Raw genomic sequence first — 21,838 nt, 5'->3', positions numbered from 1 at the left:
GGGAGTGCAATGAAGAGCAATCGAGACTATCGCCCGAGGCGGGGCGCGCTTCGCCGTGCTGCGGCACTCGGGGTGATGTTGATCCTCGGCGCTCCTGCGGGAGACGCAGACGCCGCCGCCCCGATCAAGGTCAGCGACGTCCGGCTCACGGCGCCGGGGGAGGGCAAGGCCGAGATCGTGGTCGCGACGAGCGGCGCGCCGCGCTTCTCGGCGCGGGTCGCGGACGGCGGCAAGCGGCTCCTCGTCGATCTCGAGGGCGCGGAGGCGGGCGGGGCGTCCGGCGCGATCACGGGCGGCAACGCGATCGTGGCGGGGGTGATGACGCAGGGGTTCGGCAAGGCGACCCAGCGGACGACGCGGGTGCTCGTGCAGCTCGCGCGCCCGGCGGCCTACCGGATCCGCGCCGAGCAGGGCGCGCTCGTGATCGAGCTCGCCGCCGCCGACGCGACGGCGCCCATGGCGGCGCGCGCCCCGGTCGGCCCCGCGGCGGCGGCGCCGGCGCGCGAGCCGGCGGCGATCACCGACGTGCGCTTCGAGCATCAGGCGACGCTCGATCGGGTCATCATCGAGCTCTCGTCGATCCCGAGCTACCGCGAGTCGACCGGCAAGGGGGGGCGCCGCGTCATCGAGCTCAGCGGCGTCCGGCTCCCCGACGCCCTCCAGCGCAAGCTCGACGTCGGCGCCTTCGGCGGCCCCGTGCGGGCCATCTCGACGTTCCGGCGCAACAGCGATGACTCCAGGGTCGTCGTCGAGGTCGAGCAGGCCGAGGGCACCTCGGGCGTGGTCGCGCGCGAGGGGAACGCGCTCGTGCTCAGCGTCGCGAAGGGCGCGCTGCCCCCGACGCTCTCGGGGATCGCCGCGGACGGCGGCGCGGCGAGGCGGACCCGCACGGTCGCGCGCGAGGCGGTCCTCGACGACGGGGCGCCGAAGGTGGAGACCTCGTTCGAGGGCGCGGCCAGCAGCCAGGAGTCGCTCGTCGAGCCCGACCAGGCCGGCGCCTTCATGCCCGCGATCGCCGGGCAGCAGCGGCGGTTCACGGGGCGGCGCATCGACCTCGACCTGAAGGACGCGGACATCCACAACGTCCTCCGGCTGATCTCCGACGTGGGGCGGGTCAACATCGTGACCGCCGACAACGTGACCGGGACGGTCACCATCCGGATGCGCAACGTCCCGTGGGACCAGGCGCTCGAGACGGTTCTCCAGGCCAAGGGGCTCGGCGTCGTCCGGCAGGGCAACATGATCCGCGTCGCCCCGATCGCCGATCTCAACAAGGAGCGGGAGCTCGCGATCGCGCGGCGCAAGAGCGAGCTCCAGCTCGCGCCGCTCGAGACGCGGCTCATCCCGATCAACTACGCGGACGCGAAGGACCTCCAGGATCGCTCGAAGGACATGCTCTCGCCGCGCGGCTCGCTCGCGGTCGACGAGCGGACCAACGTGCTCATCGCGCGCGACGTTGCGGGGAACCTGAACCAGATCGAGGAGCTGGTCCGCTCGCTCGACACGCAGACGCCGCAGGTGCTGATCGAGGCGCGCGTGGTGGAGGCGACGAGCCGCTACGTGCGCGACATCGGCATCCAGTGGGGCGGCGACGGGACGTTCAGCGCGGCGACCGGGAACCCGACGGGGCTCGTCTTCCCCTCGGCGATCGGCGTCGCCGGCGGCGCGACCGACTCGAACACGCCGACCGGCGGCCTCTCGCCGTTCTCGAACCAGGTCTCCAACCCGAACTTCGCGGTGAACCTGCCGGCCGTCGTCGGCGCCGGCTCCGGCGGCGCGCTCGGCTTCACGCTCGGCTCGATCAACAACACCGTCAACCTCAGCGTCCGGCTCTCCGCGGCCGAGGCGAGCGGCATGCTGCGGGTCGTCTCGAGCCCGCGCATCCTCACGCTCGACAACAAGGAGGCGCGGATCAGCCAGGGGACGCTGATCCCGTTCTCTCAGATCAGCGCCCAGGGCGTGCAGACGACCTTCCAGGAGGCCAAGCTCCAGCTGCTCGTCAAGCCGCACGTCACGTCGGACGGCAGCGTCGCGATGCACGTGAAGATCAACCGCGACGAGCCGGACTTCAACCAGACGTCGGCCCGCGGCGACCCCACCATCCTGAAGCGCGAGGCGGAGACCGACCTCCTGATCATGGACGGGCACACGGCGGTGATCGGCGGGATCTTCACCCGCAACACCGGCCGCAACCTCGATCAGGTGCCGTTCTTCGGGGACATCCCGATCCTCGGCCTCCTCTTCCAGCGACGCCGCGCGAGCGACACCCGCAACGAGCTCGTCATCTTCCTCACGCCGCGCATCGTGAACCGCGCCGAGGCGCTCGGCCGGTAGCCCCGGCGCGGCGCGCCCTCGACCCCAGGCGCGGCGCGCCCTCGACCCATCAGGCGCGCTTGCGCCGTGCCGGCTCCCGCGCGCTCGGGAGGGTCTCCGTCACGGCGCCGCGCAGCCACGCCCGCGCGGGATCGCCCTCGGTCCGGCTGTTCCACGCCATCGCGATCTCGATGGGCGGCAGCTCGAACGGCAGGTCGAAGGTGCGGAGCGCCAGCAGGCTCGAGAACGCCCTGCCGAGGCGGGTGGCCACGGTGGCCACGAGGTCCGACGCCGCGATGGCGTGCGGCACGAGGAACACGTGCGGCACCACCATGGCCTCGTGGCGCGCGATGCCGCGCGTCGCGATGAGATCGTCCGCGGCCCCGTCGTGGGCGCCGCGCCTGGGGACGACGACGTGGGGGAGGGCCGCGTACGTCTGGAGATCCACGTGCCCGCGCGCCGTGGGGTGGCTCGCGCGCGCGAGCCCGGCGAAGCGATCGTCGAAGAGGGGCGCGCGGCGCAGGTCGGAGGGGAGGCTCTCCTGCGGGAAGACGCCGATCGCGAGATCGATCTCGCCGCTCCGGAGCGCGTCGACGACGCGGGCGTCGAGCGGGAGCAGCTGGAGCGCGAGCCTCGGTCCGCCCTGCGCGAGCGCCGCGTTGAGCCGCGGCAGGAGCACGAGCTCCACGTACTCCGTGGCGGCGATCCGGAAGGTGCGATCGCTCGTGGCCGGGTCGAAGGCCGGCGCCGTCTCGCCGAAGAGGCCCGCGAGATCGTGGACGATCGCCGCGACCTGCGGCGTCATCGCCTCGGCGCGCGAGGTGAGCGCCATCTGCCGGCCGACCCGGACGAGAAGCGGGTCGGAGAAGAGCTCGCGCAGCCGCGTCAGCGCGTGGCTCATGGCGGGCTGGCTGAGGCCCACCCGGCGGGCCGCGAGCGTCACGCTGCGCTCCTGGAGCAAGGCGTCGAGCGCGATCACCAGGTTGACGTCGATCGACGAAAGATTCACAGAGAGAATATATTGTTAAATATGTATCCACGATGTGGATACTTTCGTTTTCTTGCGGGGCGTGCGGCAGGTGTGGCGAGGAGGCGCGATCCCGCGCCTGCGGGCGCTGTCGTGTGGCCCGCGTGGCTGCTAGGGTCGCCCGCGGCTCCCCCCTGACTGGCGGCGCCTCGCGGAGACCATGACATCGCCCGTTCTGCTCGGGGGGATCGACTTCTTTCACCTCATGAACGATCGCGCCATGCGATCGCGCGGCCAGGCGGGCAATCATTGCCTGTTCGTGATCGAGCTCGACGGCCGCCTCGATCTGGCGCGGCTCGCGGCGCGGCTGGAGCGCGCGACCCGGGCGCTGCCCGAGCTCCGGTTCCGGCTGGACAACAGCGTGCTCGGGCGGGCGGGGCGCCCCCGCTGGGTCGTCGATCACCACCGGCGCGCCCCCGGGCCGCGCCTCCACGAGGTGGCGGGCGAGCGCGAGCGCGCGGCGCACATCGAGGTGCTGCTCGGGGATCGGATCTCCGCGGAGCGGCCGTGGGCGCTCGACGTCGTGCGCGAGGTGGGCAGCGGCGATACGGTCGTGCTCCGCCATCACCATGCGCTGACGGACGGCAGGGGCGCGGATCGGCTCGCGGCCTGGCTGGGCTCCGGGAGCGGCGACGCGCCCGACGACCCGCCGCCGCGGCAGGAGCGGCACGACGCGCCGGAGCGCCTGCTGGCCGCCATGAGCCGCGACGAGCGGATCGCGCTGGCGCGCGCGTACAAGGCCCACGTGCTGGCGCTCGGCCGCGCGCCCATCCTGTCGCTCGCGCGCGCCTGTCCGGGGGTGCGGCCCTCGGCCTCTCGCGTCCTCCGGCTCACGCTCTCGGCGGAGGAGACCCGCGCCTTCGATCTCCGGGTGCGCCAGCGCGCGCGGCTCGCCGAGACGAGCCTCATGCTGATCGCGGCGACGCGGCTCGCCGACCGGGCGCTCGCGGAGCGCGGCTTCGCCCCGCCGCACCACGTGATCCCGCTGCCCCTCTCGCTCGACCCCAAGGGGGGGACGCGGCGGCTCTTCGGCAATCACCTCACGATGGCCCTGCTCTCGCTCGGCCGCGACGAGCTCCGCGACGACGCGCGCGCGGTGGCCCGCCTGGCCGAGCAGCAGCGCGCCATGGTGCGCGACAGGCTCGATCTCGCCATGATCGCCGCGCTCGATCTGGCGCGCTGGCTCCCCGGCCCGATCTACCGCTGGCTGGGGGATCAGCCCTTCCATGGCGAGCTCGCCTCGCTGATCGTCTCGAACCCGGGCGCGGTGACGGTGGAGCGGTTCGCGGGGCTCCCGGTTCGCTCGGCGTACCCGCTGCCCGCGGTCGTCGCGCCGCCGGGCTTCCAGGTGATCTTCAGCCGCTTCGGCGGTCGCCTCTCGGCGTCGATCGTCCACGGCGACGGGCTGCTCCGTCCGGACGAGGCCTCGGCGATGCCGGAGGCGCTCCGCGCCGAGCTGCTCGGCGAGCCCGGGCCGCCGGGCGGGGTATAAGGGCCAGGGTCATGCGCACGTTCGATATCGTCATCATCGGCAGCGGCATCGCCGGCGGCTTCCTCGCGCGGCAGCTCCGCCTCGCGTGCCCCGACCTCGGGGTCCTCGTGCTCGAGGCCGCCGAGGCCATGGAGGACTACAAGGTCGGCGAGAGCACGGTGGAGGTCGCGGCGAACTACATGGTTCGCCGGCTGAACCTCGGCACGTACCTCTACCAGCACCAGCTGCCCAAGAACGGGCTCCGCTTCTTCTTCGACTCTCCGGGCAAGGACCTCCCGCTGCCCCGGATGAGCGAGATCGGCTCCGACCACATGCCGTTCCACCCGAGCTTCCAGCTCGAGCGCGCGCGGCTGGAGCGCGATCTCGTGACCATGAACCGCGCCGCGGGCGCCGATGTCGAGCTCGGCGCCAAGGTGGTCGACGTCGCGATCGACGGGCGCGGGCGGCACAAGATCGTCTACGAGCAGGGCGGCGAGCGGCGCGAGGTCGCCTGCCGCTGGGTGTGCGACGCCTCGGGGCGGCGGCACGTGCTCTTCCGCAAGCTCGGCGTGAAGGTGCACAAGGAGGCGCGGCTCAACACGGCGGCCGCGTGGGGGCGCTACCGCGGCGTCGCGGGGCTCGACGCGGTGACCGACGCGGCGTGGCGGTCGCGCGCGCGGTACACGTCGCGCCACCTGTCGACGAACCACTTCATGTACGACGGGTACTGGATCTGGTTCATCCCGCTCGCCGGCGACCTGATGAGCGTGGGCGTCGTGTTCGACAAGGACCGGATCGGCGCGGGGAACGCGCCGGCCGGGGCGCTGCCCGGGCCGCGCACGCGCGCGGAGTTCGAGCGCTTCCTGGGCGCCCACCGCGCCGCGCGCGAGCTGCTCGAGGGGGCAGAGCTCGAGGACTTCCAGAGCTATGCCCACCTGCCGTACCACGCGGAGCAGTACTTCTCGACAGACCGTTACGCCGTCACCGGCGAGGCAGGCGCGTTCACCGACCCCTTCTACAGCCCAGGATCCGATTTCATCGCGACCGCGAACGAGTTCATCACGCAGATGATCCTCTCCGACGTGCGCGGCGATCGCGCCGGGTTCGAGGAGAAGGTCGCGGCGTACGACGCGTACTACCGGTTCAAGTACGACAGCACGCTCCGGCTCTATGAGCGCATGTATCCGGTGTTCGGCTGCTTCGAGCTCTACCGGTTGAAGTACCTGCTCGACTTCAACAACTACTACAACCTCGTCGTCTGGCCGTTCATGGCCGATCGTGTGACGGACGTGGGCTGGATCCGGGAGGAGCTCAGGTTCACCGATCTCGTGCTGCGCGCCCTCTCGACGATGGGCGAGCACCTCACCTCGCTGGCGAGCGACCTGCGCGCGCGCGGGGAGTACTTCGCGCAGAACGAGGGGCGCTTCGCCAACGGGCTGAACGGCGTCGCGCAGCTGGAGACGCGGCTCGGGCCGGCGATCGACGAGCGGTTCCGGCGGGAGCAGGTCGACCGAGCGTACGGGAGCGTGTTCGCCGCGCTCATCGAGAGGCGGCTCGGCGAGCAGGGCCTCTCCGATCGCGCCCGCCTCGTCTCGGAGCTCACCCTCCCGCAGGTGCTCGTGTTCCGGGACATCACGCCCGAGCGGCTCGCTCGCCTCCTCCAGCGCATCGGCGAGCGGATGACGAAGGAGCTCCGAGACGAGCTCCCGGACGCGGGGATCGAGCGGATCGAGCTCGGCCCGGCCGGCGTGATCTCGGTCACAGGGCCTGCCGAGGGGACCCAGGCGCGCGCGGACGCCCTGTCCCGCGCGCGGGCGCTCTGGGACGCCTCGGCGGGATCGCTCGCGCATATCGCTCTCTGAGCCCCTCTCGTCGGCTCTCCGGGTCTGGTCGTCGCCGCAGCGGCGGGCGCCTCGCGCTGCCTCGACGGGCGCCCCCGCGGTTTCCCCTGTACGCGCGTCCGTTCCGCAGTATCACAGCGGCCGATGCGGTGGAGAGCAGCAGGTGGGCGTCTGGGTCAGTGGGTGGTCTCCGTGGCGTTGTCGATGACCGCCGTCGGCGCGTGCGTGGGTGCGGTCGCCGAGGGCGGCGCGCCGCCGCGGCAGGAGCCACCGGAGCAGGGGTGGATCACCGCCGCGACGCCCGACGCGGGCGCCGGTCCGCGGTGTCCGCACGGCGCGCTGGAGGACCCGCACCGTGGCTTCGTCCGGTGCCTTGAGCCGGGCGAGGCGGACGCCGGCTGGCTCCCGCCGCCTCCGCAGCCCGAGCCGCCGTCCGACGGCGGCGCCCCGCCGCCTGACGGTGGCGCCCCCCCGCCCGACGGCGGCGCTCCCGGCGACGCCGGCCCCATCGACGGCGGCGTGCCTGACGCTTCGATCGTGTCGGCCCCGCCTCCGCTCGTGGAGATCAAGGAGCCCGAGTTCATGAACGGCGACGTTCCGAACGTGGCCAAGCGCCTCGAAAAGGTCGCCCCTGATCTTGCGAAGTGTGTTGCCGACAATGGCGGCCTCTCCGGCGTATCGGGCAGCATCAAGGTCCAGTTCCTGGTCCGTGTGCGCGGCCGCGCCGAGGGGGTCGAGATCCTCGACTCCCGCGGCGTGACCTCCGAGGCGCAGCGCTGCATCCGTCAGCTCCTCAAGAACAAGCCCATCGGCACGCCCAGCTCCGACCCTGTGGGCGTCACCGTCACCCTCTCCCTGCGCGCCCCGAAATAACGCTCCCCCGCGCCCCGCCGAGCAGGCGTCCACGGCGCGACAAAGCGCCGCCCCGCATCGCGGCCCTTCCCTTAAAAATACCCCCTTACAAAGAGCCAGGGCGGGCGGGGGTGGCGCGCGAGCGGGCGGCGGGGGTGGGCCCCACGAACCCGAGGGCCGGCCCGCATCGCAGCTCCCACCTCCCGGATCGTGTCTCCCGTCCAGTGCGGCAATAGCCCCCCAAAAGGCCCGAGTTCGTGGGGGGACCCCCGCCGCCCGCTCGCGCGCCACCCCCGCCCGCCCTGGCTCCGTCCAGTGCGGCAATAGCCCTCCAAAAGGCCCGAGTTCGTGGGAGGCCCCCCGCCGCCCGCTCGCGCGCCACCCCCGCCCGCCCTGGCTCCGTCGCCCCGTGGGTTGACGCAGCCCGCGCGGACTCTATCCTGCCGCGCCGCCGTGCCCGACCCGATGCTCACCCGCGAGATCGCCCGTCGAAAGACGTTCGCGATCATCTCCCACCCCGACGCTGGCAAGACCACCCTCACCGAAAAGCTCCTGCTTTACGGAGGTGCCATCCAGCTCGCCGGCGCCGTGAAGGCGAAGAAGGCGCGTGCCCACGCCGTCAGTGACTGGATGGAGATGGAGCGCGAGCGCGGCATCTCCATCTCCACGAGCGTCCTCCAGTTCCCGTACAAGGGTCGGCTCCTGAGCCTGGTCGACACCCCCGGCCACGCCGACTTCAGCGAGGACACCTACCGCGCGCTCATGGCGACCGACGCCGCCATCATGATCCTCGACTGCGCGAAGGGCGTCGAGACGCAGACGAAGAAGCTCTTCCGCGTCTGCAAGCTCCGGCAGATGCCGATCTTCACCTTCGTCAACAAGCTCGATCGCCCCGGGCGCGACCCGTTCGAGCTGATCGGCGAGGTCGAGGAGGTCCTCGGCATCGGCGTCTACCCGGTCACCTGGCCCATCTCGGCGGGCGGCAAATTCCGCGGCGTTTACCACCGCGAGCGCAAGCAGGTGTTCCTCTTCGAGCTCGTCGCGCACGGCGCCGAGATCGCCCCGATGGAGGTCGTGTCGCTCGACGCGCCCGAGCTCGTCGAGGCGCTCGACGAAGAGGGCGCCCGCCAGCTGCGCGAGGACATCGAGCTCATCGACGCCGCCGGCGACGCGCTCGATCGCGACAAGCTCGCCCGCGGCGAGGTCACGCCGATGTTCTTCGGCAGCGCCATCACGAACTTCGGCCTGCCGCAGTTCCTGGACGCCTTCATCGAGCTCATGCCCCCGCCCGCGCCGCGCGGCAGCGACAAGGGCCCCATCGCGCCGGACGACGACCGCTTCACCGCGTTCGTCTTCAAGATCCAGGCGAACATGGACCGGGCCCACCGCGACAGGATCGCGTTCCTCCGCGTCTGCTCCGGCCGCTACGAGCGCGGGATGAAGGTGCACCACGTCCGCCTCGACCGCGACATCCGGCTCACAAACCCGGTGCAGTTCATGGCCCAGGAGCGCACGCTCGTGGAGGACGGCTTCGCGGGCGACATCATCGGCGTCTTCGACCCGGGGCTCTTCCTCATCGGCGATTCGCTGTGCAGCGGCTCGCCCGTGAAGTACGCCCCGCTGCCGCAGTTCCCCCCGGAGCAGTTCGCCCGCGTCCTCATGATCGATCCCATGAAGCGCAAGCAGCTCAAGAAGGGGCTCGAGCAGCTCGCGCAGGAGGGCTCGGTCCAGCTCTTCCGGCCGCCGGAGGGGCGGGAGGGCGAGGCGATCCTGGGGGTCGTCGGCGAGCTCCAGTTCGACGTCGTGAAGCACCGCCTTTCGGCCGAGTACGGCGTCGACGCCAGGATCGAGCGGCTCTCGTTCAGCCTGGCCCGCTGGGTCGAGGGCGAGCCGGTGCCCCTCGCCGAGCTCGAGTCGAACCTCTACGGCTACGGCGCCCTCGACGTGCACGGCAACCCGGTCGTGCTCTTCAAGGGCGACTGGCAGCTCGAGTCCTGCCAGAAGGCGTTCCCCAAGGCGCGCTTCGTCGAGCTCGGCGGCTCGATCACTCCAGTATGACCTTCCGCCGCGCGCGGCCCTTTTGCCGCGCGCGGATCGCCGCTACTCCGCGAGCAGCGCCGGGAGGTGCCGCACGGACGGCGAGCCGTGGCTGAGCAGGCGGTCGTGGTAGGCGCGCTCGGTGAAGCCCGGCTTGCGCTCGTGCTCGGCGCGCAGGCGCATCATCTCGGTGAAGCCGTGGAAGTACGTGGTGAGCTGCGCGCTCGTGAGCCGGGCGCGCCGCCACTTGCCGACGGCCTCGCCTTCCTCCTGGAAGGCCTCCTTCGTCATGAGCGCCAGCGCCTCCCCTTCGCTCATCGCGCCCGCGTGCACCCCGTGGTCGAGGATCGCGTTCACCGACAGGCGCAGCACCATCTTCTGGCGCTGCATCCGCACCTTCGGGCCGCCGAAGCCGTGGTGGGCCATCAGCCACTCGGTGTAGACCGCCCACCCCTCGACGAACGAGCCGCTCGAGAAGACCGCGCGGAATTTCGAGGGGAACTCGTTGTTGTGCATGAGCTGCAGGAAGTGGCCCGGCATCGCCTCGTGGACGGTGAGGTCGGCCAGCATGCTCGTGTTGTACTCGCGGTAGAACGAGTCCACGCGCGCCTTCGGCCAGTCCTTGGGCGTCGGCGCGATCGCGAAGAACGTCTCCTGCTTCGCCTCGAGCGGGCCGGACGCGTCGCAGTAGGCGATCGCGACGCCGCGGCGGTACTCGGGCATCTCGATCACCCGGCAGGGCTCGTCCGGGATGCGGACGAGGTCGCGCGCGCGGACGAAGTCGGTCGCCTCCGCGAGGAGCTTCTCCGACGCCTTCACGATGGTCGCGTTCGTCGGGTGATCGGCGGCGAGCGCGTCGAGCACCTTCCTGATCGCGGCCATCTTCTCGTCGTGCGCCTCGACCCTCGGGAAGGGCTGCTTCCCGAAGAGCGCCGGCCAGAGCTCCCTCGAGGTCTCGAGCATCTCGTCGTGCGTCGCCGCGAGCAGCGCGCGCGCGCTCGCGACCACGCCGTCGACGTCGGTGGCCGCGTCGTCCAGCGTGAAGCGGAGCTTCTTCTCGAAGCGCGCGCGGCCCAGCCGGAAGTCGCCGTCGCTCCTCGGGAGCAGGTCCTTCTCGAGGAACGCCTCGAAGCCCTCGAGCGCCGCCGCCGCCGCGCTCGCGGCCGCGTCGAGCTCGGCCCGCTGCGCCGGGACCGACGCGAACAGCGCCGGTAGATCGGCCTTGCAGAGCGCGATGAGCCCCTTGTTCTGCGCGATCGCCGTCTCGGTGTGGATGCGCGGCGGCGCCGCCGTGAGGCGCCGCTGCGCGGCCTGGACGAGCGCGGGGACGCCCGAGAGGCGACCCCCGAGGCTGCGCAGGCGCTCCTCGAGCGGCGCGAAGCTCCTCGTGATCAGGGGGTCGAGCCCGTCGCCGATGAGGCCGGTGTACACCATCGGGTTCCACGTCGCCTCGCGGAGCTCGTCGATCGCGAACAGCCAGGAGCGCAGCTGGTTCTCCATCATCGCCGCGTCGACGCGGCTCTCGACGCCCAGGCTCGCCGCGGGCAGCGCCCCGAGCTCGGCCAGCGCCGCCTCGATCGTGCGCCGGCGCGCCGCCTCGCCCTGCTCGGAGATGTCCGGCCACACGGCGTCGTACCGGTGGTCTCCCGCCTCGGTGGCGCGGACCGGCTCGTCGCGCAGGTAGCCCTCGAGCACGCGCGCCGACAAGGCCGCGAGCGCCTGCTCGGCGCCGGCCTCCGCGCCCGCGGCTCCGGGCCGGGCGTCGGCCGGGCTCACGACGGCCACCTTCGTGACGGGCCCTGCGGGCGGCGGGACGGCGGGCTCGGTCGACCCGCACGCGCAGAGCAGCGCGATGAGCAGGGGGAGGTGGCCGCGGAGCGATCTGCGGGCGAAAGAGAGCGCATCGAAGGGACCATGGTGTCGCACCTGCGCCTCCTAGCGCCAGCGCGCCGAGAAGGGAACGTGCCGAGGGGCAGCATCGGCCTCAGGGCGCGCTGCCGAGGGAGGCCTTCGCGAGGCGGGAGATGCCGTCCACGTCGCCGTGCACCGCGTCGAGCAGGGGGCCGAGCGCGAGGCGGAGCTGCTTCGAGTTCGGGTGCCGGAGGATGCGCGCCATGCTCTCGGCCGCCAGCTCGTTCAGATCCTGCTCCGCGTACCGATCGATGTGGGCGCTCGAGAGCGCGAGGCCCGGGAAGGCGGTGCGGCAGAGCGCGTCGATCAGCTCCCCCGCGACGCCCGGCGCGATCTGCGCGGCGCCCAGCGCGACGCGGGCCTTCTGCGCGCTGATCGCGCACGACTCCGTGCGCAGCTGGCTGATCACGGGCGAGCCGAGCGCCGTGTGCCAGCGGGAGAGCTCGGCGGCCCGGCTCGCCTCGAACTCGCCCGGCGGCGCCTCGGAGACGGGCAGCAGCGCCGCCAGCTGCTCGGCGGCGCCCGGATCGATCGCGACACGGCGCACGATGATCAGATCGTGTGCCCGCAGACACCCGAGGAGCAGCCGCGTGGACGCGTCGCGCAGGAGCGGCGAGAGCGCGGCCGCGATCACGGTGGGGGGCGAGCCGATGAGCCCCGGGCTCGACCCCCGCGCTGCGCCCGCACCCCCGCCGCGGGCGCGGTACGCGCCGGAGCTCGGCGGCGAGCGCACGCTGATGGGCGGCGGGATGCTCGACGGCGTGTTGCGACCGACCGACGGCGGCGCGCCGGGGGCCTGCACGAAGCCGCGGCTGCTGGCCGGCGGCACGCCGGTGGGCCGGCCTACGCTGCCTGGCGGCGGCGGTCTGTTCGACGGCGTGCGTGAGCCGGCGGTCCGCGCGGGCTCCTGGATGGACGGCGGCGCCGGCGCCGGCCCGCTGCGTCGCGACTGCGTGGTGCGATCGGCCACGACGTGCAGCGACGCGAGCTCGATCGCGCGCAGCGCCGGGATGCCGCGCGGCGCGCGGGCCGCGATCGCCGCGGCGAGCTCCGCCTCCTTGCCGAGGAGCGCCTCCTGCTCTGCGGTCTCGCGCAGCAGGTCCCCGGCGAGCTGAGCGCACCGCTCCGCGGCCCTGTCCGCGGAGCTGCGCGTCTGCGGCTCCTTGAAATAGAGCGTTAACTTTCCCCGCACGGTCTCCCGACGCGTGTCTGCCGTGACGACCTGCGACGCGCTCTCGACGTTGGCAGGTTCACGCCCCCCGAAAGGCCAGAATCCCATGCGCGCCATTGTCGCGCGATCCTGGGCCCGCGCGCGAGCGCTTCGAGCGCTCGCGCCCTCACGTCCGCTCAATGGCGAGGAGGAACGGAGACATAGCGATTGCCGCGCTCGTAGAATCGCCACGGCTTCTTCGCCCATGCACCTGCATAGTCGACGTTGATGCGAGGAGACCTTCCGATGGGTCCCGCCGCGCCGGGGAGCAGCGAGAGCTGCGCTCCGCAGACATCCATCCCGTACGCGGAGCGGTCGAGCCCGAGCGCCTTGCACAGCTTCCCCGGCCCGTTCGTGAGCTCGATCCGCCCAGGCGCGACGCCCCGCCGGAGGCTCATGAGAGGGAGGCCGATGAGCGGCTCGATCGCGCGGATGAGCACCGCGTGCGGCTCTCCCTCCGAGGCCACCACGATGTTGAACGCCCAGTGCATGCCGTAGAGCTGGAACATGTAGGCATAACCCGCCGGGCCGAACATGACCTCCGTCCGCACGGTCCGTCGCCCGCCCGCGCTGTGCGCGGCGAGATCGTTCGGGCCGCGGTAGGCCTCGGTCTCGACGATGCGTCCGGCGGCGGTGCCCTCGGGCGTCGTGTGGACGAGCACCTTGCCGATGCACGCTCGCGCGACGATGAGCGCGGGGCGAGCGTAGAAGTCACGCGGCAGCGGCGCCGCTCCTTCGAGGAGCTCGGCAACTTCGCTGGGCGCGGGGGGCTCGAGCGTGGGATGCACGGCGGGCTCCGGGCTCATCCCTCGGGGGGACGCGCCGCCCGGAAGCGCTCGTCGATGAACGAGAGCACGTCGTCGCGGTGCTTCTTGGCCTGGAGCTCGTGGTGGAAGACCGCCGCGATCTCCAGGGAGGGCGTGATGACGTAAGTGATCCGCCGGGCGATGCCGATGAGCGGCCAGAGGACGCCGTAGGCGCGGCACACGCTGCGATCGCGGTCGGCGATCATCGGGTAAGGGACCTTCTGCGCCTCGGCGAACCGGCACTGCGTCGTGTGGTCGTCGGTGCTGACGCCGACGATGCTGGCGCCCGCGAGCGCGATCTCGGCGTGGTTGTCGCGGAAGAGCTGGGCCTCGACGGTGCAGTGGGGCGTGAAGGCCTTCGGGAAGAAGTACACGACCGTGCAGAGACCCCCCTGCGCGGACAGCACGAAGCGCTGGCCGTCGATGGCCAGCGTGTCGATCTCCGGCGCGCGCTCGCCGACCTTCAGCATGCCGACGCAATCTGCCGCAAGTCGCCGCCGTCGTCGACTGGGGTCACCCACCGCGGCGTTCCAGCGGGGTCTTCAGGTCGCGTCACGTGTCGTGTGTCACGGGTCACGTCAGGTCGCGTCACGTGTCGTGTGTCACGGGTCACGTGTCGATTCCGAGCCGCTTCAGTCTGTAATAGAGGGTCGTGCGCTGCATGCCGAACTGCCGCGCGACCTCCGCCTTGTTCCCTCCGCAGCGGTCCAGGGCGGCGAGGAGCTCCCGCCGCTCGATGTCGTCGAGCTGGGAGCTCAGATCGAGCCTCGGCCGCGCGCACGCCGGCGCGGCGGGCGCCTTTCCGGCCGGGTCCACCTCCGGCTCCGCCGTCGCGGCGGCCTTCGGCGCGCGCGCGGGCGGCTCGGCCGGCGGAGGGCGCGCCGTGAACGCGAGGTGCTCGGGCAGGATGACGTCGCCGCGCGACAGGATGGCGGCGCGCTCCACCACGTTCTCCAGCTCCCGCGTGTTCCCCGGCCACGCGTAGGCCGTGAGCTTCGCGATCGCCTCCTCCGAGAGCGCGGTGGCCGCGCGGGCGTTGCGCCGCGCGACCTTGCGCAGGAAGTGCTCGGCGAGGGCGCGGATGTCCTCGCGCCGCTCCCGGAGCGGCGGCAGCCTGAGCGGGAACACCGAGAGCCGGGAGACGAGCTCCGGCAGCACGCCCGCGCGCGCCCAGGCGTCGTCGATGCCGGGCGTGAGCGACAGCACGACGCGCACGTCGACGCGCGTGGTCTCCGTCGACCCGAGCCGCTCCACCTCGCCGTCGGTGAGCACGCGGAGCAGCCGCGCCTGGAGCGAGGGCGTGAGCGGCGCCGGCTCGTCGAGGTAGATCGTCCCCCGGTGGGCGAGCTCGAGCCGGCCTGCGCGCTCGGCGAACGCGCCGTCGAAGGCGCCTCGCCGCCAGCCGAACAGCTCGCGCTCGAGCGCGTCGCCGCGGAACGCGGCGCACGTCACCTTGACGAACGGCTGCTCTTCCCGCGGGGAGCCCACGTGGATCGCCCGGGCGACGACCTCCTTCTCCGCCCCTTCCTCGCCCTCGATCAGCACGTGTGTGGCCGCCTTCGCCACCTCGCCGATCCGGGCGGCGACCTCGCGCATGGCCTCGCTCTCGCCGGCGATCTCGCCGAAATCGATCGGGTCCCGCTGCTCGCGCTCGAGATAACCCGCGTACTGCGCGAGCTGCTCGCGCAGCCGCCGGTTCTCCCGGAGGGTGGCGACCCCGGCGATGGCCTGCCGGAGGATGACGGCGAGCTCCTTCGAGTTCCAGGGCTTCTGGACGTACCGGTCGACGGCGCCCGAGTTGACCGCGTCGATGAGCACCGTCATGTCCGCGTAGGCCGTGAGCAGCACGCCCGCGGCGTCCGGTCGCCGCTCCTTCGCCTGCTTGAGGAACTCGATACCGCTCATCCCCGGCATTCGCTGATCCGCCACGATCACCGCAGGGTCGAGCCGATCGAGGAGCGAGAGGGCCTCGGCGCCGCCCAGCGCGTAATGGATCTTGAACGACTTCCTGAAGGCGAACCGGAACGCGTCGAGGTTGTCCTGCTCGTCATCGACGACGAGGACGTCGAAGCTGTTCCAGTCCAGATCGCGCATCGGGTCGCCCTGCCTTCCAGAGTTACTACAGCTCGGCGCGATCGTGACAGCGGAGGTGGCGCGTTCGGCCGCCAGCGCGGCGCTCCCGCCGCGCGCCCGCGCGCCCGAGCGCCGCCGCGCACCCTGCGGTGCCTCCGCGTCACGCCGCCCCGCGTCGCGCCGCCCGGGCGCGCGTCGGCCTCCGCGCCTGCCGCGCCGGGCGGGTGGGACGGCGGCGCTCGTGCGCGTGCGCGTCTGCTTGCGCTCAGGCGGAGGCGAGCGCTCTTCCGACCACGACGCCGGCGGCGTCGGATGGATCGATTTCTCCGCCGGCCCGGAAATACGCGGTAAGCTCCGCGCCCGCCCGCGAAGAGGGCGGGCTGGGCGAGCCCCACACGGAGGAAGCCGGATCATGCTCGAGGACGTCATCAAGGAGCTGCGCGAAGGGATCGAGAAGGCCATCGAAGCTCTCCGGCGGGACCTGTCGAAGGTGCGCACCGGGCGCGCGAACGCGGCCATGCTCGACGGCATCCGCGTCGACTACTACGGGGTGCCTACGCCGATCGTGCAGATGGCCACGGTGTCCGTGCCGGAGCCGCGGCTCATCAGCGTCAAGCCCTGGGAGAAGAACCAGGTGAAGGCGATCGAGAAGGCGATCCGGGAGAGCGATCTCGGGCTGAATCCCCAGGTGGATGCGGATCTCATCCGGCTGCCGATCCCGCCGCTGACGGAGGAGCGGCGCAAGGAGATGGTGAAGCTGACGAAGAAGAACGGAGAGGACTGTAAAGTTGCCATCCGGAAGCACCGCCGGGACGCGAACGAGATGATCGACTCGCTCGAGAAGGACGGCGACGTCAGCGGCGACGAGGCCGACCGGGCCAAGAAGAAGGTCGACGACGTGGTGGCCGAGGGAACGAAGCTGGTCGACACGGTGATCGCGGGCAAGGAAAAGGACATTCTGGACGTGTGAGCGGGGTCCTCGGCCGGGCGGGCGTCGGCGACCGAGCCAAGCCCCTGTCCCGGTGAGGCTCCCGTCCCGAGGCAGCGCGCGGTGGAGGCCATCGCCTTCAGGGCAAACGCAAGGCGCGTGGCGACGCCGCGTGCGCCGCGCCGAGCCTGGCCCGGAGACGCCCGTAGCCTTGCTGTCCTGCCGTCACACGACCCACGACCCCCGGCGCGCCTTCGCTTGCGTCCGAGCGCCACGAGGCGCGCCCGAGCGCCACGAGGCGCGCCCGGGCCCACGAGGCGCGCCTGAACCCACGAGGCGCGTCCGGGTCCAGCCCAGCCCACAACAGACCGTCCCGTGAAGCGAAGAAGTGAAAAAGAGGCTTGCGGTCCCCCCGGTCGGAGTCGGTAGGATCAGGAAGGTCGGCGAGTGGGCGCGCGCGAACGCGAACGTGAAGACGAACGTGAAGGCGAACGCGAACGTGAAGACGAACGTGAACGTGAAGACTCTGAAGACGCCCATTACGGTGCGAGAGGCCCTGCTTGACAGGTTTTCGCTAGCGTGAAATGGTTGGTGTTCGAAGCCGAAGGCCCGGAGCCGTCTCAAGGATTCCCGAGGTTATGCGAGCGATCGCTTCAGGAATGACGGACGTTGGTCTCCAACGCGACCACAACGAGGACAGCTACGCCGTCCTGTCGGAGTACGACCTGTTCATCGTCGCGGACGGCATGGGGGGCCACCGCGCGGGGGACGTAGCCAGCAAGCTGGCGACCGAGTCCATCGCGGACTTCTTCCGGTCCACGTCGCGGGAGGACGCCACCTGGCCATTCCACTTCGACACCAGCCTGTCGGAGGAGGAGAACCGGCTCCAGGCGGGCATCCGGGTCGCCAACCGCCAGATCTTCGAGCGCAGCATCCGATCGCGCGACTGCGCCGGGATGGGCACGACGGTCGTCGGGGCGCTCTTCTCGAAGAAGAAGAACCGGATCTACGTCGGCCACGTCGGCGACAGCCGCGCGTACCGCGTCCGCAAGGGCTCGATCAGCCAGCTGACGCGCGATCACTCGCTGTTCAACGACTACATCATGGCGATGCCCGAGCTCACCGAGGAGCAGCGGGCCGAGCTCCCTCGCAACGTCATCACCCGCGCGCTCGGGATGCACGACAGCGTCTCCGTGGATCTGATCAGCGACGAGCCGCAGCCCGGCGATGTCTACCTGCTCTGCTCCGACGGCCTGAGCGGGATGCTCTCGGACGACCAGATCCTCCACATCGTGAGCTCGACCGAGGAGGTCCCGGAGATGTGCCGCCGCCTCATCGCCAAGGCGAACGAGAACGGCGGGGAGGACAACATCACGGCGCTCGTGATCCGGATCGACGAACAGGACGACGTCGCGCTCCCGAACAGCGCGACGATCGGCCCGCCCGCCGACTCGCAGCAGGTCAGCATGGGCGACCGGTCGACGGTCCCGGCGATATCGGCCTCGCGCTCCGAGAAGAGCTGACGCGCGGGGCGCCCCCCGCGCGCGCCCCTTTCAACACGCCAACAAGCCGGCGGGCCGCTCAGCCCCCGCAGCCGTCGAAGGCCAGGACGCCCAGCCTGAGCTGGCAGGTCTCGCCCTCGTTCAGCATCGCCGGGCACTCGAAGCCGACCCAGATCTTGCCCGCGTCGACCCCCTGCTTGCCCTCGAACCAGAACTTACACGGGGCCGCTGGATCCGAATAGAAGGTCTGGCCTCCCGTCTTCGCCGAGGAGAAGGCGATGTCGCCGGTGGCCGGCGCGTCCTTGGTCGCCGCGGGGGCGATGCTGTCGATCTTGACGCGGATGTCCGAGGCTTCGGCGGGGTTCTTGGCCATCGCCGAGACGGAGAAGGTGCCCGAGCCGGAGACGGAGCAGTCGACCGTGACGTCGTCCTCGCCGTCGGTGACCAGCCGGACCTTCTGGCCCGCGCTCACCTCGCCGAGGACCGCCAGGTGTCCCGGCGCGGCGCAGTCGATGCCTGGGTCGGCGAAGTTCATTGTGTATCCGCCGCGCGGGGTCGGCGGCTCCGAGCCGCTGCAGCCGAGGCCGAGCAGGGGTAGGAGGCCGAGCACGGGCACGAAGCCGAGGCGAGCGAGACGCATGGAAAGCTCCGGTGGTAGGTGGCGGCCCCAAGGCCGCTCTTCGCTTCTATCGTACTCGGGGGCCCGCGATCAAACGGCGGCCGCGCCGCGCGTGCTCACGCTCCGCGCATGCTCACGTGCCCGCCGCGCGCCCGTGCGCGGCGTCCAGCGCCTGCGCGAGGTCGTTCCAGAGGTCCTCGCTCGCCTCCAGGCCCACCGAGAGCCGGAGGAGGCCGTCGGCGATGCCGAGCGCCTCCCGCGCCGCGGCGGGCACGGAGGCGTGGGTCATGAGGGCGGGGTGCTCGGCGAGCGACTCGACGCCGCCGAGGCTCTCGGCGCAGGCGAAGATCGCGAGCCGCTCGAGGAACCCCGAGGCGACGGGGAGGCCGCCGCGCACGACGAACGAGATCATCGCGCCGGGCGCGCGCATCTGCCGCGCGGCGAGCGCGTGGCCGGCGTGCGTGGGGAGGCCGGGGTAGTTCACCGCCTGGACGGCGGGGTGCTCGGCGAGCCGCCCGGCGATGAGCGCCGCCGACGCGCACTGCTGGCGCACGCGGACGCCGAGCGTCTTGATCCCGCGGAGCACGAGGTAGCAGTCGAACGGGCTCGGAACGGCGCCGATCGCGTTCTGCAGGAACCCGATCCGCTCGGCGAGGGCGTCCTCGGACGTGACGAGCGCGCCGCCGACGACATCCGAGTGCCCGTTCAGGTACTTCGTGGTCGAGTGCGCCACGACGTGAGCGCCGAGATCCAGCGGCCGCTGGAGCACCGGCGTGGCGAAGGTGTTGTCGACGACGAGCAGCGCCCCGTGCGCGCGCGCGATCTCGGCGAGCCCGGCGATGTCGAAGATCTTGAGCATCGGGTTCGTCGGGGTCTCGATCCAGATCATGCGCGTGGCCGGGGTGAGGGCCTTGCGGACGACGTCGAGGTCGCTCATGTCGACCGAGGTCGAGGCGATGCCCATCGGCCGCATGACCTTGTCGAAGAGCCGGAAGGTGCCGCCGTAGACGTCGTCGCCCGAGAGCACGTGATCGCCGGGACGGAGCGTGTGGAGCAGGGTGGTGGTCGCCGCGGAGCCGCTGCCGAAGGCGAAGCCGTGGCGCCCGCCCTCGATCGCGGCGAGGCACGCCTCGAGCGCCTTGCGGGTGGGGTTGCCGCTGCGGGAGTACTCGAACCCCTTGTGGTGGCCCGGCCGCTCCTGGGCGAAGGTGCTCGAGAGCACGATCGGCGTCATGACCGCGCCGCTCGTCGGATCCGGCGGCTGTCCGGCGTGGATCGCGAGCGTGTCGAGGCCGAGCGTGTCGTGACCTAGGTGGGGCTTCATGCGGTCGAGACTTATCCCATGAGCCGCGTGCGTCCACGGTTTTGGCGGGCGGGAGGGCCGGCCGAGCGCGCCGCGTCGGCGCCGCCCTAGCCCCGCGGTGCGGCCGCGTCGAACGCGTCGAGCAGCGCCCGCGCGCTCCCCGCGCGGCGCTCCGGATCGCGGTCGAGCGCGCGAGCGAGCGCTCGGCGCTGCCCCGGCGAGAGCGCGTCCGCGGCGGAGAGCGCGTCGAGGCAGACGCCCGATTCGCTGATCTCGATCAGCGCCGCGGCCTGCTCGCGGGCGCGCGTGAGCGGCGCGCCGGTGGCGAAGGCGACGAGGGTCGCCGCCATGGCGTAGACGTCGCCGCGCGGCGTCGGCGGGGACTCGCCGCGGGCGATCTCGGGAGCGACGAAGGGCACCGTGCCCCGGTCGGCGGTCTCCAGGTCCGGATCCATGCCGCGGAACCGCGCGGCGCCGAGATCGACGAGGCCGATGTCGCCGAGCGGGCCGAGCAGCACGTGATCCGGGCCGAGATCGCCGTGAACGAAGCGGATCGGGCCTCCGGCGTCCTCGAGCTCCTGGAGCTCGGCGAGCGTCTCGATCGCGGTCCTCGCGACGTGGACGACGAGCGAGGCGGGCGGCGGACGGCCGCGGCCGCGCCATCCGTCGAGCACGTCGCGGAGGGAGGTGCCCTCGCGCCGGCTCTCGAGGAGGAAGGGGCCGTGACGATCGGCGCCGACGCGCGCGAGCGCGGGCAGGGCAGGGTGCCGCGCGAGGGAGAGCGCCCTGGCCTCGCGGACGATGGCGGCCCGCCCGGCGTGCTCGTGGAGGACGCGGGGGACGAGGCGCTTGCACACAAGCGTGGCGAAGGGCGGCGAGCCTCCGAGGCGGACAAGCGCGACGTCGAAGGTGGCGCCGGCGCCGAGGTGCTCGATCAGCTGGGTGCCGTCGGGAGCGGGGTAGGGCATGCCGGCCGCCGATGGCCTCTCACGCGTCCGCCGGCTGCGCGGCGGCCAGCTCGTCGCACTCGCGGAGCCACGTCCGCGCCTCTTCTGCGCCGGCGCCGCCGCGCATCGCGAGCGGCCACCGCGCGTCGCGCCAGCGCGCCGCAAACTCGGCCCAGCGCGCCGGCACCTCGGGGCGCCCGGCGAGGGCGGCGACCCTGTCATCGACGCTCTGGAACGGGAACACCGGCTTTCCGAGCCCGAATCGCGCCTGCACCCAGTGGACCGCGCCGATGAAGACCCCATAACGGCAGCGGCGCGTCTCCTCGTCCACGCCCACCACCGGCGACCTCCAGTCGAGATGGATGTCGTCGAGCTCCGGCGGCCGCGGCTCGTGCTTGCCCACGCAGAGGTGGACCGCCTCTTCATCCGGCTTGTGCACCTCGCGCCAGCTGTCCGCGTCGCGCGGCTCGCCGCCCCGGAGGAGCGCCCCCATGCTCGCCGCGAGCGAGCCGAACAGCGCGCCCCGCTGGTGCTCGAGCCCCCCGAGGATCGTGTCGCGCGCGACGCGGCGGCCGCCCGCTCCCGCGAAGCGGCGGTCGAGGCGCTCGCGCATGGCCGCCGGCTCCACGTAGACCACTTTGAATCCCGCGCTCCCGCCGCACCAGACGTTGCGCAGATACCTGATCTGCGTCCACAGGCCGAGCGTCGGGTCGATGTCCCGGACGCGCTCGAAGATGCGCACAACGACGTTGAGGCACGTCGGCCCGAGCCGGGTGAGCGCGTCGCCGAGGTCGCGCGGCTCGGGGGCGCCCCAGAACGCGTTGTCCAGGTTGAGCTCCGCCCCGGGGCAGCGCGCGAGCCGGTCGGCGAGGCTCCTCTCCAGCGCCTCGCGCAACGGTCCCGCGAGCCCAGCCACGTGCGGGCCGGCCCCGGCGTCGAGCGAACCGGTCATGCCAACATCTTATCACGTCGGCCCCGCGGCTCCGAGCCTGGACACG

General features: G+C 72.3%; 18 protein-coding genes. 8 read left to right on the top strand and 10 right to left on the bottom strand.

Going from position 1 to position 21,838, the window contains the following annotated elements; genetic code table 11:
• Nucleotides 1–9 precede the first annotated feature (9 nt).
• On the top strand, nucleotides 10–2,334 hold the full coding sequence (locus WME90_RS32335) for a type IV pilus secretin PilQ (RefSeq protein WP_437275892.1): 2,325 nt from the start codon (nucleotides 10–12) through the stop codon (nucleotides 2,332–2,334).
• A gap of 49 nt (nucleotides 2,335–2,383) precedes the next feature.
• Here the strand turns inward: WME90_RS32335 and WME90_RS32330 are convergent, their stop codons facing one another.
• Complete coding sequence (locus WME90_RS32330) at nucleotides 2,384–3,322, bottom strand: LysR family transcriptional regulator (protein WP_437275891.1); 939 nt, start codon at nucleotides 3,320–3,322, stop codon at nucleotides 2,384–2,386.
• A 178-nt stretch (nucleotides 3,323–3,500) separates the two neighbouring features.
• Between WME90_RS32330 and WME90_RS32325 the strand changes: the two genes are divergently transcribed.
• The 4 genes from WME90_RS32325 to WME90_RS32310 all read left to right on the top strand — a co-directional run bounded on the left by WME90_RS32325 (nucleotide 3,501) and on the right by WME90_RS32310 (nucleotide 9,562).
• Nucleotides 3,501–4,832, top strand: coding sequence for a wax ester/triacylglycerol synthase domain-containing protein (locus WME90_RS32325; RefSeq protein WP_437275890.1), 1,332 nt, complete (start codon nucleotides 3,501–3,503; stop codon nucleotides 4,830–4,832).
• 11 nt (nucleotides 4,833–4,843) lie between these two features.
• Nucleotides 4,844–6,673 (top strand): NAD(P)/FAD-dependent oxidoreductase, encoded by a 1,830-nt coding sequence (locus tag WME90_RS32320; RefSeq protein WP_437275889.1) that lies wholly within the window; start codon nucleotides 4,844–4,846, stop codon nucleotides 6,671–6,673.
• A gap of 183 nt (nucleotides 6,674–6,856) precedes the next feature.
• Nucleotides 6,857–7,525, top strand: coding sequence for a hypothetical protein (locus WME90_RS32315; RefSeq protein ID WP_437275888.1), 669 nt, complete (start codon nucleotides 6,857–6,859; stop codon nucleotides 7,523–7,525).
• A 444-nt stretch (nucleotides 7,526–7,969) separates the two neighbouring features.
• Nucleotides 7,970–9,562: a peptide chain release factor 3 gene (locus WME90_RS32310; RefSeq protein ID WP_437283684.1), complete on the top strand. Its 1,593-nt coding sequence runs from the start codon at nucleotides 7,970–7,972 to the stop codon at nucleotides 9,560–9,562.
• A gap of 42 nt (nucleotides 9,563–9,604) precedes the next feature.
• Here the strand turns inward: WME90_RS32310 and WME90_RS32305 are convergent, their stop codons facing one another.
• From WME90_RS32305 to WME90_RS32285, 5 genes are all read right to left on the bottom strand, one after another.
• The gene (locus tag WME90_RS32305; RefSeq protein WP_437275887.1) at nucleotides 9,605–11,467 is read right to left on the bottom strand and encodes a DUF885 domain-containing protein; all 1,863 of its coding nucleotides are present in this window, start codon (nucleotides 11,465–11,467) and stop codon (nucleotides 9,605–9,607) included.
• A 58-nt stretch (nucleotides 11,468–11,525) separates the two neighbouring features.
• The gene (locus WME90_RS32300) at nucleotides 11,526–12,731 is read right to left on the bottom strand and encodes a hypothetical protein (RefSeq protein WP_437275886.1); all 1,206 of its coding nucleotides are present in this window, start codon (nucleotides 12,729–12,731) and stop codon (nucleotides 11,526–11,528) included.
• A gap of 68 nt (nucleotides 12,732–12,799) precedes the next feature.
• Nucleotides 12,800–13,468 carry a DNA-3-methyladenine glycosylase gene (locus tag WME90_RS32295; RefSeq protein ID WP_437275885.1) on the bottom strand — a complete coding sequence of 223 codons (669 nt, stop codon included), beginning with the start codon at nucleotides 13,466–13,468 and terminating at the stop codon, nucleotides 12,800–12,802.
• Nucleotides 13,465–13,938, bottom strand: coding sequence for a peroxiredoxin (locus tag WME90_RS32290; RefSeq protein ID WP_437275884.1), 474 nt, complete (start codon nucleotides 13,936–13,938; stop codon nucleotides 13,465–13,467). Before WME90_RS32290 ends, WME90_RS32295 begins: the two co-directional genes overlap by 4 nt.
• Before the next feature lie 139 nt (nucleotides 13,939–14,077).
• Nucleotides 14,078–15,562 (bottom strand): sigma-54-dependent transcriptional regulator, encoded by a 1,485-nt coding sequence (locus WME90_RS32285; protein ID WP_437275883.1) that lies wholly within the window; start codon nucleotides 15,560–15,562, stop codon nucleotides 14,078–14,080.
• A gap of 391 nt (nucleotides 15,563–15,953) precedes the next feature.
• Between WME90_RS32285 and frr the strand changes: the two genes are divergently transcribed.
• From frr to WME90_RS32270, 3 genes are all read left to right on the top strand, one after another.
• Nucleotides 15,954–16,511 carry a ribosome recycling factor gene (gene frr, locus WME90_RS32280; RefSeq protein ID WP_437275882.1) on the top strand — a complete coding sequence of 186 codons (558 nt, stop codon included), beginning with the start codon at nucleotides 15,954–15,956 and terminating at the stop codon, nucleotides 16,509–16,511.
• A gap of 346 nt (nucleotides 16,512–16,857) precedes the next feature.
• Entirely contained in the window at nucleotides 16,858–17,052 is a 195-nt protein-coding gene (locus WME90_RS32275) for a hypothetical protein (RefSeq protein ID WP_437275881.1), read from the top strand.
• Nucleotides 17,053–17,128: 76 nt separating this feature from the next.
• Entirely contained in the window at nucleotides 17,129–17,992 is an 864-nt protein-coding gene (locus WME90_RS32270) for a Stp1/IreP family PP2C-type Ser/Thr phosphatase (protein ID WP_437275880.1), read from the top strand.
• A gap of 58 nt (nucleotides 17,993–18,050) precedes the next feature.
• Here the strand turns inward: WME90_RS32270 and WME90_RS32265 are convergent, their stop codons facing one another.
• The 4 genes from WME90_RS32265 to WME90_RS32250 form a co-directional block, all read right to left on the bottom strand.
• Nucleotides 18,051–18,611: a hypothetical protein gene (locus WME90_RS32265; protein ID WP_437275879.1), complete on the bottom strand. Its 561-nt coding sequence runs from the start codon at nucleotides 18,609–18,611 to the stop codon at nucleotides 18,051–18,053.
• A 112-nt stretch (nucleotides 18,612–18,723) separates the two neighbouring features.
• Nucleotides 18,724–19,914 carry a cystathionine gamma-synthase gene (locus tag WME90_RS32260; protein ID WP_437275878.1) on the bottom strand — a complete coding sequence of 397 codons (1,191 nt, stop codon included), beginning with the start codon at nucleotides 19,912–19,914 and terminating at the stop codon, nucleotides 18,724–18,726.
• 86 nt (nucleotides 19,915–20,000) lie between these two features.
• Nucleotides 20,001–20,861 (bottom strand): protein kinase domain-containing protein, encoded by an 861-nt coding sequence (locus tag WME90_RS32255; RefSeq protein WP_437275877.1) that lies wholly within the window; start codon nucleotides 20,859–20,861, stop codon nucleotides 20,001–20,003.
• 19 nt (nucleotides 20,862–20,880) lie between these two features.
• Nucleotides 20,881–21,792, bottom strand: coding sequence for a hypothetical protein (locus tag WME90_RS32250; RefSeq protein WP_437275876.1), 912 nt, complete (start codon nucleotides 21,790–21,792; stop codon nucleotides 20,881–20,883).
• Nucleotides 21,793–21,838 lie beyond the last annotated feature (46 nt).

Origin of the sequence: Sorangium sp. So ce375 (assembly GCF_051473855.1) — a bacterium.
Taxonomy (GTDB): Bacteria; Myxococcota_A; Polyangia; order Polyangiales; family Polyangiaceae; genus Sorangium.
This window is presented reverse-complemented; position numbering and strand designations above follow the sequence as displayed.